Below are 15,700 nucleotides of genomic sequence, written 5' to 3'. Positions count from 1 at the left end.
GCGGCGCCGGGCGCGGATTCAGAGGATGACGGCGAGCAGTCCGTCAGCCATGACCGCGGAACCGACATCGGCGCGCGCCGACAGTGTGCCGGCTCGATGGGCGGCGACCGTGGTCTCCATCTTCATCGCGTCGATCACGGCGACGGGGGTTCCCTCGGCGACTTCCGCCCCCTCCCCGACGAGCCAGCGCACGATCGTTCCCGGTGCCGGGGCACGCAGCTCGCGCGGATCCGGGCCGGATGCCTCCGGTCCGACCGTCACGCCCTGCCCGAACCCCGCCAGCAGCGTGAGCGGCAGGCCGAGCATCACCCGTCGACCGTCGATCTCGACCGGGAAGCGCTGCAGCGCGGCATCCGCCGACGGAGCGGGCCGCAGCTGAGGCTCGAGCCGGGGCAGCAGCGTGCTCTCGATCCACTGCGTGTGCACGGCGAAGGTCGCCGTCGCGAACGCCTCTTCGTCGAGTGCGAGCCTGTCGAACGGGATGACGGTCGCCGGGCCCTCGACCGCGAGCTCGCGCAGCGCCCTGTGTGCGCGCACGAGGGCGTCGTCGCGCGTGCCGGCGTGCACGATGAGCTTCGCGATCATCGAGTCGAAGGCGGGCTGGACGACATCGCCCGCCTCGATGCCGCTGTCCCAGCGCACGCCGGGGCCGCCGGGTACGCGCAGCGTCTCGACGAGGCCAGGACTCGGCAGGAACCCGCGACCGGGGTCCTCGGCGTTGATCCGGAACTCGAAGGCGTGCCCGATAGGCGCCGGAGTCGTGGAGATCGACATCCCCTCGCCGAACGCGATGCGGAACTGCTCGCGCACCAGATCGACGCCGGTGACCTCTTCGGTGACCGGATGCTCCACCTGGAGCCGGGTGTTCACCTCGAGAAAGGAGATCGTGCCGTCCGCAGCGAGGAGGAACTCGACGGTCCCCGCCCCGCGGTACTGCACCTCGGCGCAGATCTCCCGCGACGCCTGGTGGATCAGGGAGCGCTGCTCCTCAGTGAGGCCGGGAGCCGGGGCCTCCTCGATGAGCTTCTGATTGCGGCGCTGCATCGAGCAGTCCCGGTCGCCCACGACGACCACCGTGCCGCGACCGTCGCCGAGCACCTGCACCTCGATGTGACGCGGACTCTCCAGGAACCGCTCCACGAAGCACTCGCCACGGCCGAACGCGGCGATCGCCTCACGGGTCGCCGCGTCGAAGGCATCGGCGACCTCTGCCAGCTCGCGGACGACCTTCAGCCCGCGCCCGCCGCCACCGAACGCGGCCTTGATCGCGATCGGGAGTCCGTGCTGCTCGGCGAAGGCGACCGCCTCAGCCGGGCCGGCGAGCGGCTGATCGGTGCCGGCTGCGAGCGGCGCTCCGACGCGCTGCGCGATGCGGCGCGCCGTCATCTTGTCACCCAGGGCCTCGATGCTCGCCGGCGCCGGGCCGATCCAGACGAGTCCGGCGTCCTCGACCGCCCGAGCGAACTCGGCACTCTCGGAGAGGAAGCCGTAGCCGGGGTGCACGGCATCCGCTCCCGTCCGCTTCGCGGCATCCAGCAGCGCGTCGACGGAGAGGTAGGTGGTGGCGGCCGTCGTGCCGCCGAGCCCTGCGGCTTCGTCGGCCAGACGCACGTGCATCGCGTCGGCATCCTGATCGGCGTACACCGCGATCGAGTGGTGACCCGCCTCCGCACACGCCCGGATGACACGGACGGCGATCTCGCCGCGGTTGGCGATCAGGATCTTCTTCATGATGTTCCCTCTGCGGAGTGTGCGACGGGTTCGGCACCGGTCGCAGCGACGAATCGGATGCGAACGCCCGGCGGCAGTTGCCCGGCGAGGTCGAGACTGCGATCGGTGAGTGCGCCGATGATCGGATAGCCACCGGTGAGCGGGTGGTCGGGCAGGAACAGCACCGGCTGACCGTCCGGCGGCACCTGGATCGCGCCGGTGACAGCGCCTTCGCTGGGCAGTTCGCCTGCGACGGCCCGCTCCAGCGGGACTTCTCCCTGCAGCCGGATCCCGACGCGATCGGAGCGCGGAGTCACCTCCCAGTCCTGGCCGAGGAGCGCATCGAGGGCGGGCTCGGTGAACCAGTCGTCGCGCGGACCGAGCGTGATCTCGAGTTCGACCGTCTCCCCCGACGCGGGCAGACGACGCGGGATCGGCTGCGGGGAGACCGCGTGCGGTGCCGTACGGGGGTCGCCCAGGGCGACGACGTCACTGACCGCCAACGGTTCCGGGCCGAGGCCGGCGAGAGTGTCGGTGGACACACTGCCGAGGGAGGGCGGGGCGACGATCCCGCCGCGCACCGCGATCACGAAGCGCAGGCCACGATCGGGATGCCCGAGCTGGAGTTCGTCGCCGTCGGCGAGCGCGAAAGGCACGCCATGCGGGATGCTGCGGCGAACGCCGTCTCGGTCGGTGAGGGTGATCTCCCCCATCGCCCCGGTGACGGCGGCGACGTCCGCACCGTGGAAGCGGAGCACCGCACCGCCCACGCTTTCCAGGACGCCGGCCCCTCGGGCGTTTCCCACCGCGCGATTCGCATCGCGGACCGCGGTGCGGTCGGCCGCGCCGGATGCCGAGACGCCGAGAGCCGCGTGCCCCGGGCGGCCGAGGTCCTGCACGAGCAGCTGCAGCGAGGCGCGGACGATCTCGATGCGCGGGGCTGACGTCGCGCTCGAAGTGTCGCTCAACGACCGCGGGTTGTCATTCTGGTCGTCGGAGGAGAGCGTTTCGTCTCGTCGCTGGCGCTCCTCGCTCAACGACCGCGGGTTGTCATTCTGGTCGTTGAGCGAGGGAGCGGAGCGACCGAGACGAAACGCAGTCTCCGACGTTCGACTCCCCGTCACGACGGCTTCCCGGTCAGCCCGCTCGAAGCGCACCGACGTGCCCGGCGAGAGGAGCGCCGGCGGATCGCGGTCGATGTCCCACATCGCCGCATCCGTGTGTCCGATCAGCTGCCAGCCGCCCGGACTCTCCCTCGGGTACACGCCGGTGAAGTGCCCCGCGAGGGCGACGGAGCCCGCGGGAACCCGCGTGCGGGGCGAGGAACGCCGGGGCACGTCGAACAACGGATCCGACGAGACCGCGTATCCGAATCCGGGCGCGAAGCCGGAGAACGCGACCTGCCATTCGGCCGCGAGGTGCCGGGCGATCACCGCCTCAACGGACTCGCCGAGCAGAGTCGACACGTCCTCCAGGTCTTCACCGTCGTAGCGCACCGGGATGGTCACGTCCCGGACGTGCGGCACGTGGGCGGCGTCGATGCGCGTGGTCCTGAGAACTGTCGCGAGCTCGGATGCCGAGATCCGCAGCGGGTCGAACCGCACCAGGACAGTGCGGGCAGCGGGGATGAGCTCGTCGATCCCCGCAACGTCCGCCCAGGCGAGATTGAGGCGCATGGCCTCGTCGAGGTCGGCCGCTTCGACGAGAAGAGCCCGATCGGATGCCGTGAGGATGCGCATCAGCCGCGGCGCTCCGCGTCGTGAGGGCCTGTGATGGACGGGAGCGTCATCTCAGACTCCGGCGAACGTCGCGATGACGATTCCGGCGCTTTCAAGCAGGCGCCGCGTCTCCGCCGCCATCGCCACGGATCCGCGGCTGTCACCGTGCACGCAGATCGATTGCGCTTCCACCCGCACGTCGGTCCCGTCGATCGCGCGGACGACCCCCTCTTGCGCCAGTCGCAGCATCCGCTCGGCGACGGCGGACGCATCGTGCAGCACCGCGCCCTCCTGCGTTCGCGAGACCAGCTGACCGTCCGGCAGATAGGCCCGGTCGGCGAAGGCCTCGGCCGCGACGGCGAGACCCGCACGTCGGGCGACGTCGAGAACGACTCCGCCGGCGAGACCCAGCAGCACGAGCCGTGGATTCACCGCACGGATCGCCGCGACGACATCCTTCGCCTGACGTTCGTCGCGGGCGATGGTGTTGTAGAGCGCGCCATGGGGCTTGACGTAGGCGACGGTGCCGCCGACCGAGCGGGTGAGCGCCTCCAGCGCGCCGAGCTGGTACTCGACATGCGCCTGCAGCGTCGCGGAGTCGATGTCGACAATCGTGCGACCGAAGTTCTCGTAGTCACGGTAACCCGGGTGCGCGCCGATCGTGACGCCGTTGCGCACCGCTGCGGCGACGGTCGCCCGGATCCCCTCGGGGCTACCGGCGTGGAAGCCGCAGGAGACGTTGGCGCTGGTGACGATTGCGAGCATCGCGTCGTCGTCGCTCACGATCCGGTCGGGAACGTTCTCCCCGAGGTCCGAGTTCAGATCGATGGTCGCCATCAGATCACGCTCCGGTTCCGAGCAGCGCGAAGATGGGGACGATCGAGACGGCGCCCATGTACCAGGTGAGCGCGGTGGCCAGGGTCCCGGCGACCAGGAGCCAGATCGGGTACTTCTTGGCGCCGAGCAGGTCGCGACGGAACCAGCCGATGTACATGAAGACGGTGAGACCGATCGGGAGGATGAGCCCGTTGAATCCGCCGACGAAGACCAGGATCGCTGCCGGGGCGGTGCCGATCGACACGTAGACGATGAACGACACCACGATGAAGGCGACGGTCGCCAACTGCAACGGCCATCCGCCGGCGAGCTTCTTGTTGAACGTGGAGAGGAAGGTCGCCGAGGTGTATGCCGCACCGATGACCGAGCTGATCGCAGCCGCCCAGAAGATCGCTCCGAAGATGCGGATGCCGCCGTCGCCCAGCGCCGCGCCGAAGGCCTGCCCCGCGGGGTTGGCAGCGTTGGTGGTGAGGTCGAGGGTCACGCCGGAGGCCACGACCCCGAGGATCGCGAGGAAGAGCACGTAACGCATCAGGCCGGTGACCAGGATGCCGTTGGCTGCGGCCTTCATCACCGGCCCGGCGTACGCAGGTCCGGTGTGGCCGGAGTCGAGGTAGCGGTGCGCGCCGGAGTACGTGATGTACCCGCCGACGGTGCCGCCGACGATCGTGGTGATCGTGGCGAAGTTCAGCTGGTCCGGCAGGAAGGTCTGCCGAAGCGCATCGCCGACGGGCGGATTGGTGATGAAGGCGACGATCACGGTCATGACGATCATTCCGACGCCGAGGATCAGCACGACGATGTCCATGACCTTGCCGGCGCGCTTCACCAGGAACAGCGCGATCGCGATGCCGCCGGTGATCATGCCGCCGAGCTTCGCGTCGATGCCGAGCAGGGCGTTCAGCCCCAGCCCGCCGCCGGCGATGTTTCCGATGTTGAAGGCGAGGCCTCCGATGACCACGAGCACGGCGATCACATGACCGGAGAACGGGATCGCGGAGTTCGCCAGCTCGCCGGCGCGCTTGCCTGACGAGGTGATCATCCGCCAGATGTTCAGCTGCACCGCGATGTCGACCAGGATCGAGATCAGGATCGCGAACGCGAACGCGGCGCCCATCGTCGCGGTGAACGTGGCGGTCTGGGTGATGAAACCGGGGCCGATGGCGGAGGTCGCCATGAGGAAGATCGCGCCGATGACGGCGCTGCGGCCCACACGCTTCTTCGCGGCGGCCAGTCGCGCATCGTTTTCGGGGGTGGAAGTGGCGGGAGGGGCGGCAGCAGGAGTCTGCTCGGACATGAGGTTCCCATCGTCATTGGCGGGTGCGGGTCGAGTGCGGGTTTCCAAGAGTGTAGAACATTCCCGGCAAGATTGTTCAACAATTTTCACCATAGTGCGGAGGATGCAGCCGGGAACTGCCCTACGCTGATGCCGTGGCACAACAGGCAGTGCTGGCCGACGTCCTTCGCCAGCAGATCATCGACGGCGAGTTCTCACCGGGCGCACGCCTCTCTGAAACGGTTCTCGCCGAGCGCTTCGAGGTCTCCCGGAACACACTCCGCGAGGCTTTCCGCGTCCTCGAGGAGCAGGGGCTGATCGAACACATCCCCCATCGCGGGGTCTCGGTGGCCTCTCCCACGATCGCCGACGTGGTCGACATCTACCGCGCTCGCCGGGTGATCGAATGCACCGCACTGCGGCATTCCGAGCCCGAACATCCTGCCGTCCAGCGCATGCGCGATGCCGTCGAGGCCGCCGAGGCCGGGATCTCCCGCGCCACCCCGCGCGATGAGGCAGCGTGGCGTGAGGTTGGAAGCGCGAACATGGCGTTCCACGTGGCCATCGTCGACCTCGCCGACAGCCCCCGCCTGGCTCGCACCTACCGCGACGTCGCAGCCGAGCTGCGTCTCGCCTTCCTCGAGATCGACGATCCGCGTTCGTTGCACGAGCCCTTCGTACGCAGGAACCGCGCCGTGCTCACGGCCTTTCTCGAACACGGGGCGGATGCGGGTGCTGAGGAATTGGAGCGGTATCTCGTCCAGTCCGAACGCACGGTGCTCGGCGCCTTCGCGCGCATGGGCAAGGGCTGAGCGACACCGAGACTAGTCGGCGACGGCGCCAGCCGCCCGCGGCCGGTGCTCACCGTCGCCTGATCCGGGCGCCAGTGGGAGCGGCTCGGCAGGGGCGGGGAGATCGTAGATCCGGTAGACCCACCGCCGCGCGGCTTCCAGCGGATATGTGGCGCCGTACACCGCGTACTTCACGACGATGCCCTCGAGCGTCGTGCGCAGCATGATCTCTTCGACAGCGGGGTCATCGGCGCCCCGCTCGCGGAACATGTCTCGAACCGCGTCCTCCGCGGCGATGACAGCCGCAGCATGCCGCTCTTCCGCCTCGGCGAACAGCCGGTGCGTCGACGGCTGCTGCTGCATGGCGAGCACGGCGCGCTGCAACGGTAGGGCGAAGGCTGTCGCCATCAACGCCGAATCGATCACGCCGGCCAGTCGCGCATCGGCGTCGCCCTGCGCGCGGGCGAGACCGAAGAGCATGTCGAACCAGCGGTCGATCACGGCAGCGACGAGTTGCTCCTTGCCGCCGAAATAGTAATTGACCAGACCCTGGGCGACGCGCGCGCGACCGGTGATCTCGGCAATGCTCGCTCCGGCGACGCCGCGTTCGCTGAAAAGCTCGACGGCCGCCTGCAGGATGCTCTCGCGCGAGCGTTCGCGGGCGATTCGGTTCTGCTCCTCGGAGCGGGCCATGCGGCATCCTCCTCCCGTGACCACCGGATTTTCCTCACGGGCTCTCTGCCGTATAGATTACTCGTTGAATGCTCATTCAACTTAAGTGATCGAGCATCCTCGTTGCCGCTGCCGTTCGCGCGCAGCCAGCACAGACCACGAGCGCGGGCCCGTTCAGGGGGAGCAGCGGGCCCGCGCCCGTGTGTTGCTCAGCGGCGGATACCCGAGGCCCCGCCCGGCATCGCGGCGCATGAGGAGACGCAGATGGTCGCCATTCGGCGACGGATGCGGCCACGGGCGCCTCCTCCCCACCAGGCGGGGACGCAGATGGTCGCCAAAGGGTCGTGGATGCGGCCACGGACGACCCCTGGCTGGGCGGCCCTGGCCGGGCGAAACCCTGAACCGAGCGACTTAGGCCGAGGCGCGCACCACGAGTTCGGTCGACAGGATCGTCGCGTGCGCGGGCTCGAGGCCCGCGAGCACGTCGAGCAGGACCGAAGCCATCGTCTCGCCCTGCGCGTACATGGGCTGACGGATCGTGGTGAGCGGCGGATCCACCGCGACCGCGACCTGCGAGTCGTCGAAGCCGATGACGGCGACGTCATCCGGAACCCGGACCCCTGCGCCGCGGAGCACCTGCAGCACACCCCTCGCCATCAGGTCGCTGGCCACGAAGATGGCATCGGGCAAGGCTGACCCGGATGCCAGCAGCCGGCGCGCGGCCTCGGCAGCGCCCTCCTCACTGAACCCGCCGTCGATCTCGGCGACCGGCTCGAGACCCGCCCCGGCGAGCGCCTCCCGGAACCCATGAAGACGGTCGACGGCTGCGGGCATCGTCAGTGATCCGGTCACGGTGGCGATCCGACGGTGCCCGCGGTCGATCAGGTACTGGGCTGCGTCGCGGCCGCCCAGCACATTGTCGACGTCGACCATGTAGTCGTTGGGCCGCGCCGTGATCGGCCGGCCGCCGAACACGACCGGCACCGACTCGGCGATGCGGTCCACGAAGGAGTCGCTGGTGTGGTGCGACACGATGATCGCCCCGTCGACGCCCCCGTTGCGCACGAAGCTCGTCGTCTTCTCCCCTGGATCGTCGCTGGCGATCAGGAGGTTCAAGATGTAGTCCGACCGGATCATCCGCGCGCTGATGCCGGCGACGATGGCCGCGAAGAACGGGTCGCCGAAGAAACGCGTGGTGTCTTCGGGAACGATCAGCGCGATGGCGTGCGTCTGCCGACTGGCGAGGGTTCGCGCCGCACGGTTCGGCACGTAGTTCAGACGCTGGATCGCATCCTGCACCGCGGTGAGTGCTTCCGCGCTCACCGCCGTCGAGCCGTTGACGACCCGCGAAACCGTGGAGCGCGACACTCCGGCGGTCGCGGCGACCTCTTCGATCGTCGCCCTCGTCATCGGCATCCTCCTGTGGCGCAACGTTCCGGGCCGGCCCGCCGGGATCGATTCACGGAAGGCTGATCGACCGTGGTCACACGGCGCGCGCTGCGATGATTCGAGCGTACTCCCGGCCGCTGTCCTTGAGGATCCGCTCCTGGGTGTCGTACTCGACGCGGACGATGCCGAAGCGCTTCTCGTAGCCCCACGCCCACTCGTAATTGTCGAGCAGCGACCAGTAGAAGTAGCCGCGCACGTCGATGCCGGCGTCGATCGCATCGACGATCGCCTTGACATGCTCGACGAGGAATGTACGGCGCTCGGCATCCGGAACCGTGTCGCCTTCGCGCACGTCATCGTAGGCGGCGCCGTTCTCGGTGACGTACAGCGGAATGCCGTCGGCGTACTCGTCGGAGACGCGTCGCAGCAGACGGGTCAGCCCTTCCGGCTGCACCTCCCACCCCATGGCGGTGCGCGGCAGCCCGCGCTCGACCCAGTGGATACCGTCGGTCGACGGGAACGGGGAGGCCGTCTTCCGCTCCGTCGGCGCATCGCCGCCTGGCGCCGCCTGCTCCGGAACACTTCCGGCCACCATCTCGCCGTGGTAGTAGTTCACGCCCAGGGCGTCGAGCGGAGTGGAGATCGCATCGAGATCGCCAGGCAGAACCGCCTGTTCCCAACGGGAGACTGCGTCGCTGTCGACCTTGCGGAAGTCGCGGATGACGTCGTCGGGGTAGTTCCCGCGGAAGATCGGGTCGAGGAACCAGCGGTTGAACTGTCCGTCGATGCGACGGGCGGCGTCGATGTCGGCGGGAGCATCCGGGTCAGCGGGATCCGCGACGGTGAGGTTCAGGGTGATGCCGAGTTCGAGCTTCGGGTCGCGCGTACGCAGCTCCTGCACGGTCTTGCCGTGGGCCAGAAGGAGATGATGCGCGGCGAGCATCCCGTCGCCGACGTCCATGCGCCCTGGGGCATGGACGCCCGCGGTGTAGGAGAGGAACGATGAGCACCACGGCTCGTTGAGCGTCGTCCAGTAGTGCACCCGATCGCCCAGGGCGTCGTGCATGGTGTCCGCGTACTCCAGGAAACGGCTCACGGTGTCGCGGTTCGTCCAGCCGCCCTGCAGCTCCAGCGCCTGCGGCATGTCCCAGTGGTAAAGGGTCAGCCACGGCACGATGTCCTTGCCGAGCAACTCGTCGACGAGCCGCTTGTAGAAGTCGACGCCCTTCGCGTTGACGGCTCCGCCGTCAGGACGAACCCGCGACCACGAGGTCGAGAAGCGGTACGTCTGCAGCCCCAGTTCCTTCATCAGCGCGACGTCCTGCGGGTACCGGTGGTAGTGGTCGCAGGCCACGTCGCCGTTGTCGGCGTTGATCACCGCGCCAGGCACACGGGCGAACGCATCCCAGATCGAAGCGGTGCGACCGTCTTCGAAAGCCGCGCCCTCGATCTGGTACGCGGCCGTCGCAGCACCGAAGAGGAAGTTCTCTGGGAAGGGTCGGGTCATGGAGGTCATCCTTTCACTGCGCCCTGCATGATGCCACTGACCAGCTGACGGCCAGCCACGACGAAGAGCAGGAGCAGCGGAATGGTCGACAGCAGCACCCCGGCGAGCACGATCGAGTAGTCGACGAAGTGGTTCGACTGGAGCAGGGAGAGGGCGACGGGGAGCGTCGGGTCCTGGCGATCGAGCACGATGAAGGGCCAGAAGAAGTTGTTCCAGGCCGAGACGAATGTGAAGAGCCCGAGCATCGCTGCTGCGGGCCGCGCCGCCGGTACGCCGATCGTCCAGAAGGTGCGGAACGAGGATGCACCATCCATGCGCGCCGCCTCGATGAGCTCGTCCGGCACCGCCTGCCCCAGGTACTGCGTCATCCAGAAGACGCCGAACGCGCTCGTCAGCGCCGGGATGATGATCGCGCCGGTGCTGCCCGTCCAGCCGAGTTCGCTGAACAGCACGTAGAGCGGCACGACGCCGAGCTGGGTCGGCACCGCCATCGTTCCGACGACGAACGCCAGCAGCCAGCCGCGTCCCTTGAACTTCAGTTTCGCGAACGCCCAGCCCGCGAGCGTGGAGAAGAACACGACGGATGCCGCGATCAGCGCCGACGTGTAGATCGAGTTCCACAGCGCACGCCAGAAGTTCACCGCCGGATCATTCATGACAGCCAGCGCGTTCTGCCAGAAGTTCCCGCCGGGGATCCACGACATGTTCGGATCGCGGAGGGTATAGGCGTCGCCCGAGCCGATGAGGAAGGACCAGTAGAAGGGGAACACACTGCCGAGCAGCACGATGCCGAGCGTCGCGTAGACGATCCACCCAGGACGCGAGCCCCTCACATGGCGGGTCCTCCGACTGCGACCCCCCGCCGAACCGCCCAGGGCCCTCCGACCAGTCCGCGGACTCGTCTCTTCCACGGCGTCCGTCTTGTCGATCACGCTCATGACGGCATCCGTCCCTTTTTCTTGATCGGTGTGCGGACCGAGTTCGCGGCATCGCCACGGACGAGTGCCCGCGTGACGAGAAGGTTGATCATGCCGATCACCAGCACGATGACGAAGAGGATCCACGCGAGCGCCGCGGCGCGGCCGAAGTTCCACTCCCCCCAGCCGATGTTGTAGAGGTACAGCGTGATCGTCAGCCACTGGCTGTTCGCGCCGCCGGTGCCGTACTGGTCGTACATGCGGGGCTCGTCGAAGATCTGCAGGCCGCCGATCGTCGACGTGATGATCACGAAGATGAGCGTCGGCCGCAAACTCGGCAGCGTGATCGCGAAGAACTGGCGCACCTTGCCGGCGCCGTCGACGGTGGCCGCCTCGTAGTAGTCCCGCGGGATGGCCTGCATCGCCGCGAGCAGGATGAGCGTGTTGTACCCGGTCCAGCGGAAGTTCACCATGGTCGCGATCGCGATGTGACTCGCGAAGGCGTTGGAATGCCAGGGGATCGCACCGATGCCGATGTCGGCCAGCAGCGAGTTCACGATGCCGTACTTGTCGCCGAACATGTTGCTGAAGATGAGGGCCACCGCGACGGGCGCCATCACGTACGGCACCAGGACGCCCATCCGCCAGAAGGTCTTCCCCCGGATGTTCTGATCGAGCACGGCGGCGATCGCGACGGCCGCGATCAGCTGGGGGATGCTGGAGAGCAGGAAGATGCTGAATGTATTGCGCAGCGCCACCCAGAACTTCGGCTGGCCGAGGATGTAGGCGTACTGCTCGAAGCCGATGAACTCGCCGTTCCCGCGGACCTGGTCCCAGTCCATGAACGAGATGACGGCGGTATAGGCGATCGGGAACATCCCGACCACGAGGAAGAGCAGGAAGAACGGCGAGATGTAGAGGTACGGCGAAAGCTTCAGATCCCAGCGCGCACGGCGCTGACTGAAGCCGACTCGCCTCGGCGGTGCGGCGGATGCGACGGATGCGACGGTCATGAGGATCCTTGGGTTCGTCGATGGCTCGACCGGTTCCGGTCGTTGAGCGAGGGAGCGCAGCGACCGAGACGAAACGCGGTGATTGCGTAGCCGCGTTTCGTCTCGCTCCGCTCGCTCAACGACCGGAGGGCGCTTGCTACTTGATGGCCTCGACTTCGGAGACCCACTGGTCCCAGCTGGTCGTGGCATCCTGCGTGCCGTCCTCGACGCGGGTGAGCGCCTTCTGCATGGCGTCGTTGATCTGGAAGTAGAACTCGCCCTTGAACGGCGCGACCGTCACGGCCTTCGCGCGCTCGGAGAGGATCTGACCGACCGGCGCCCCGCCGAAGTATTCGTTGGTGCTGTCGAGCAGCGTCGAGTCGGTGAGGGCGTCGTTCTGGCTCGGGAAGGTCCCCGCGTTCGCGAATGCCTTGACCTGCTGCTCGGGTGCGGTCAGCCAGTCTGCGAGCTCCTGGGCAGCGGCCACGTTCTTGCCGGTGGACGGGACGGTCAAGTACGAGCCGCCCCAGTTGCCGCCGCCGTTCGGGAAGACGTCGGCGATGTCCCAGGTGGTGACGTCCTTCGCGTTGCCCTCGATGACACCGAGCATCCAGCCGGGGCAGAGCATGGTCGCGAACGCGCCGTTGGAGACGCCGGCGAACCAGTCGTCGGACCACTGGCCGAGGTGCGCCGACTGGCTCTTGCTGGCCGCGAGCAGCTGGTCGTAGATGTCCTTGACCTCGCCGTTCTCGGTGGCGACGATGTCACCGGACTTCGGGTCCTCGTAGGCGGCCTCGATCTGGTTGATCATGCCCTGGTAGGTGCCGCCGGCCGAATCGAAGAAGGCCTTGCCCGTGGCATCCGTGTACTTCTGGCCGACCTCGAAGTACTTCGCCCAGTCCCCCTCGAGGAGAGCGGCGACTTCCTCGCGGTCGGTCGGCAGCCCGGCTGCGGCGAACAGGTCGGTGCGGTAGCAGACGCCTTCGGGGCCGATGTCGGTGCCGTAGCCGATGAGGTTGCCCTCGGCATCCGTCGCCGCCTCGGTCTTCCAGTCCAGCCAGCGGTCCTTCAGGTCGTCGCCGACCGGAGCGAGCAGGTCGGAGTACTTCATGACCTCGGGGAGCCAGTCGACCTCGATGGCCTCGATGTCGGCGAGACCGGTCTTGCCGAGCTTCTGGAAGTAGTTCTCGCGTGCGTCGTTGCTGGTCGCGGCGCGGTTGTGCACGATCTTCACGTTCGGGTGCTCGTCCATGTACTCCTGGAGGAGCTCGTCGGTGTAGCCGAAGTCGTTGAACGTGGCGACGGTCAGCGTCACCTCGGCGTTCGGGTCGCTGCTGCCGCCCTCCGCGCCGGATGCGCAGCCGGCGAGGGCGAGAGCAGAGATGGAGGCGACGGCGGCCGTCGTGAGGATCCGCCGTTGGGCGCGTGTATTCACAGGTCACTCCTTTGTGTGTGGATGGGATGCAGTGGTGCAGGTCGTGGGCGCTCGGCGTTGATCTTCAATACCGTGGGAGCGCTCCCACGAGGTGTCAGCCACTGTATGGGAGCGCTCCCACGAAAGTCAAGCGATGCCGATCGACGGGGCTCGCAGACCCTCAGCGGGGTAACCTTGCCCGGTGCCTCCCGCCGAACTGTCGCCTTCCCTCGTCCGCGCCGAAACGCTGATCCGCTCTGTGCCGGACTACCCGCAGCCGGGCATCGTGTTCCGCGACATCACGCCGTTGCTGGCGGATGCCGAGGCGCTGCGCGTCACGACCGAGGCCATCATCGAGCCGTTCGCCGGCCAGTTCGATGTAGTCGCCGGCGTCGAGGCGCGCGGGTTCATCCTGGCCGGAGCCGCCGCGATCGCCGCCGGAGTCGGGTTCATCCCGATCCGCAAGGCGGGCAAACTGCCCCGGCCGGCGGCATCCGTCGACTATGCCCTCGAGTACGGCACCGCGACGATCGAGATGCACGATGATCTGCCGGCGGGTTCACGCGTTCTGCTCATCGACGACGTGCTCGCCACCGGCGGCACTCTCGCGGCCGGTCGCCAGATCCTCGAGCGCCTCGGCTGCCAGGTCGCCGGCATCTCGGTGCTCTTCGAGATCCAGGGCCTCGGCGGCCGCGACGTCATCGGCGACGTGCACACGGTCTTCCACTCCTGACCGCCGCGTGGGGGGATGCCGCGGGCCGGTAGACTGAGGCGGCCAGCCTTCCCGCGACTTCTGGAGCCGTTCATGCCCATCATCGTCGTCGACGTCATGCCCAAGCCCGAACTGCTCGACCCGCAGGGGAAGGCCGTCTCCGGAGCGTTCGCACGCCTGGGCGTCGAGGGCTTCACCGATGTCCGCATCGGAAAGCGCTTCGAACTCACCGTCGAGGGCGAGGTCACCGACGAGATTCTCGCCGAGGCCAAGCGCATCGCAGACGAGGTGCTCTCCAACTCCGTGATCGAAGACGTCGTCGGCATCGAGGTCGCCGAGTGACCGTCCGCATCGGTGTCATCACCTTCCCCGGCTCGCTCGACGACCGCGACGCGCAGCGCGCCGTCCGCATCGCGGGGGCCGAGCCCGTCGCGCTCTGGCACGGTTCGCACGACCTCGACGGTGTCGACGCCCTCGTGCTTCCCGGTGGCTTCAGCTACGGCGACTACCTGCGCGCCGGCGCGATCGCCGCTCTCTCGCCGATCATGGCCGAGGTGAAGGACGCCGCAGCCAAGGGCATGCCCGTCCTCGGCATCTGCAACGGCTTCCAGATGCTCGTCGAGGCGCATCTGCTGCCCGGCGGCCTGATCCGCAACGGCCACCAGCACTTCGTGCGCCGCGACCAGCGACTGACGGTCGAGAACTCCGACACCGCGTGGACCAACTCCTTCCGCACCGGCCAGGAGATCGTGATCCCGCTCAAGAACGCCGATGGCGGCTACATCGCCGACGAGCAGACACTCGACCGCATCGAAGGCGAGGGCCTCGTCGCCTTCCGCTACGCGGGCGTGAACCCGAACGGCTCGCTCCGCGACATCGCCGGCCTCACGAACGAGGCCGGGAACGTCGTCGGTCTGATGCCGCATCCGGAGCACGCGACCGAGGCCGGCTTCGGCCCCGACACGGCAGCAGCGATGCGATCCGGCATCGATGGCATCGGCTTCTTCGCGAGCGCGATCGCCGCGGTCGCCCGCGTCGCAGCTTAAGGCGTCGCGGAAGCATCCGTCCGTCGCGGCATCCGTCCGTTCCGGCATCCGTCGTCCGCGGCATCCGTCCGTCCGCGGCATCCGTCCGTCGCGTTCCACATGCAGGACGAACGTACGGATGCAGGACCGATCAACGGCGTTTCATCCTGCATCCGTGATTCGGCCCTGCACGTGGCACAGCAGGCGGGGACGGATGCTCGGTGCTATCCGAGGGCCGGCGGCCACACCCCGATCAGCACGGCCATCACGAGGACCGTGACGAGTTCGTGTGCGATGTTCATCGTGGTCAGCGCCGTCGGGCGCCCTTCGAACGCGTCGTGCGTGATGAAACGCGCCGCGGTGAATCCGGCCCACAGCGTGACCCCGGTGATGAGGGCCGCACCGAAGAACGACCCGTCGTAGAAGTGCCAGGCGATCGCCGTTGCACCGGCGAGCACCCATGCGGTGATGAAGCTCACGATCACGGTCGTGATGATGGCCATCGTCGCGCTGGCAGCCGGCTTGTCCATGTCGACGTTCGCCAGTTTCGACCAGCGCGTGCCGAAGACCTTCGGCGCGTACCAGATCGATCCGACGAGCATGCTCGACGCCGTCGCCAGCAGCACCGCCCAGTAGTTGATCTCAGGAACCATGATGTCTCCTCGCCGTCAGGGCGGATCCGGAAGACCCGTCTTGCGCTGAGCGTAGCCCTGCGCCTGCAAGCGCGGCAGAGGCACGCA

General features: G+C 68.1%; 15 protein-coding genes. 4 read left to right on the top strand and 11 right to left on the bottom strand.

Features of this window, described 5'->3' with window-relative positions; all coding sequences use genetic code 11:
* Positions 1-18 precede the first annotated feature (18 nt).
* The 4 genes from MRBLWH12_RS16170 to MRBLWH12_RS16155 are packed head-to-tail and all read right to left on the bottom strand — an operon-like array spanning position 19 to position 5,562.
* Positions 19-1,731 carry an acetyl/propionyl/methylcrotonyl-CoA carboxylase subunit alpha gene (locus MRBLWH12_RS16170; protein WP_363550722.1) on the bottom strand — a complete coding sequence of 571 codons (1,713 nt, stop codon included), beginning with the start codon at positions 1,729-1,731 and terminating at the stop codon, positions 19-21.
* Entirely contained in the window at positions 1,728-3,449 is a 1,722-nt protein-coding gene (locus MRBLWH12_RS16165; protein ID WP_363550721.1) for an urea amidolyase family protein, read from the bottom strand. The genes MRBLWH12_RS16170 and MRBLWH12_RS16165 overlap by 4 nt, the downstream gene beginning before the upstream one ends.
* A 51-nt stretch (positions 3,450-3,500) precedes the next feature.
* Positions 3,501-4,265 carry a LamB/YcsF family protein gene (locus tag MRBLWH12_RS16160; protein ID WP_363550720.1) on the bottom strand — a complete coding sequence of 255 codons (765 nt, stop codon included), beginning with the start codon at positions 4,263-4,265 and terminating at the stop codon, positions 3,501-3,503.
* 4 nt (positions 4,266-4,269) lie between these two features.
* A complete protein-coding gene (locus MRBLWH12_RS16155) occupies positions 4,270-5,562 on the bottom strand; it encodes an NRAMP family divalent metal transporter (protein WP_363550718.1) in 1,293 nt (430 codons plus the stop codon).
* A gap of 134 nt (positions 5,563-5,696) precedes the next feature.
* Here MRBLWH12_RS16155 and MRBLWH12_RS16150 point away from each other — a divergent pair, with 134 nt between their 5' ends.
* Complete coding sequence (locus MRBLWH12_RS16150) at positions 5,697-6,353, top strand: GntR family transcriptional regulator (protein ID WP_341976236.1); 657 nt, start codon at positions 5,697-5,699, stop codon at positions 6,351-6,353.
* 12 nt (positions 6,354-6,365) lie between these two features.
* On the opposite strand, the gene MRBLWH12_RS16145 is transcribed toward MRBLWH12_RS16150, so the two are convergent.
* The 6 genes from MRBLWH12_RS16145 to MRBLWH12_RS16120 all read right to left on the bottom strand — a co-directional run bounded on the left by MRBLWH12_RS16145 (position 6,366) and on the right by MRBLWH12_RS16120 (position 13,244).
* Positions 6,366-7,025 (bottom strand): TetR/AcrR family transcriptional regulator, encoded by a 660-nt coding sequence (locus MRBLWH12_RS16145; protein ID WP_363550717.1) that lies wholly within the window; start codon positions 7,023-7,025, stop codon positions 6,366-6,368.
* A gap of 390 nt (positions 7,026-7,415) precedes the next feature.
* The gene (locus MRBLWH12_RS16140) at positions 7,416-8,414 is read right to left on the bottom strand and encodes a LacI family DNA-binding transcriptional regulator (RefSeq protein ID WP_341976238.1); all 999 of its coding nucleotides are present in this window, start codon (positions 8,412-8,414) and stop codon (positions 7,416-7,418) included.
* A gap of 73 nt (positions 8,415-8,487) precedes the next feature.
* Positions 8,488-9,909 (bottom strand): GH1 family beta-glucosidase, encoded by a 1,422-nt coding sequence (locus MRBLWH12_RS16135; RefSeq protein ID WP_363550716.1) that lies wholly within the window; start codon positions 9,907-9,909, stop codon positions 8,488-8,490.
* Positions 9,906-10,838: a carbohydrate ABC transporter permease gene (locus MRBLWH12_RS16130; protein WP_363550714.1), complete on the bottom strand. Its 933-nt coding sequence runs from the start codon at positions 10,836-10,838 to the stop codon at positions 9,906-9,908. The genes MRBLWH12_RS16135 and MRBLWH12_RS16130 overlap by 4 nt, the downstream gene beginning before the upstream one ends.
* Positions 10,835-11,830, bottom strand: a complete 996-nt coding sequence (locus MRBLWH12_RS16125) for a carbohydrate ABC transporter permease (protein ID WP_363550713.1) — start codon at positions 11,828-11,830, stop codon at positions 10,835-10,837. Before MRBLWH12_RS16125 ends, MRBLWH12_RS16130 begins: the two co-directional genes overlap by 4 nt.
* Before the next feature lie 136 nt (positions 11,831-11,966).
* Entirely contained in the window at positions 11,967-13,244 is a 1,278-nt protein-coding gene (locus MRBLWH12_RS16120; RefSeq protein WP_363550711.1) for an ABC transporter substrate-binding protein, read from the bottom strand.
* A gap of 181 nt (positions 13,245-13,425) precedes the next feature.
* Here MRBLWH12_RS16120 and MRBLWH12_RS16115 point away from each other — a divergent pair, with 181 nt between their 5' ends.
* The 3 genes from MRBLWH12_RS16115 to purQ all read left to right on the top strand — a co-directional run bounded on the left by MRBLWH12_RS16115 (position 13,426) and on the right by purQ (position 14,981).
* On the top strand, positions 13,426-13,956 hold the full coding sequence (locus MRBLWH12_RS16115; RefSeq protein ID WP_363550709.1) for an adenine phosphoribosyltransferase: 531 nt from the start codon (positions 13,426-13,428) through the stop codon (positions 13,954-13,956).
* Between the two features lie 72 nt (positions 13,957-14,028).
* Complete coding sequence (gene purS / locus MRBLWH12_RS16110) at positions 14,029-14,277, top strand: phosphoribosylformylglycinamidine synthase subunit PurS (RefSeq protein WP_341976245.1); 249 nt, start codon at positions 14,029-14,031, stop codon at positions 14,275-14,277.
* A complete protein-coding gene (purQ, locus tag MRBLWH12_RS16105; protein ID WP_363550707.1) occupies positions 14,274-14,981 on the top strand; it encodes a phosphoribosylformylglycinamidine synthase subunit PurQ in 708 nt (235 codons plus the stop codon). Before purS ends, purQ begins: the two co-directional genes overlap by 4 nt.
* Before the next feature lie 203 nt (positions 14,982-15,184).
* Here the strand turns inward: purQ and MRBLWH12_RS16100 are convergent, their stop codons facing one another.
* The gene (locus MRBLWH12_RS16100; protein WP_363550705.1) at positions 15,185-15,613 is read right to left on the bottom strand and encodes a DUF1761 domain-containing protein; all 429 of its coding nucleotides are present in this window, start codon (positions 15,611-15,613) and stop codon (positions 15,185-15,187) included.
* Positions 15,614-15,700: the final 87 nt, after the last annotated feature.

Origin of the sequence: Microbacterium sp. LWH12-1.2, from assembly GCF_040675825.1 — a bacterium.
In the GTDB taxonomy this organism is placed as follows: domain Bacteria; phylum Actinomycetota; class Actinomycetes; order Actinomycetales; family Microbacteriaceae; genus Microbacterium.
Note: the sequence above shows the minus strand (reverse complement) of the source record. Positions and strands in the feature narration are given on the sequence as shown.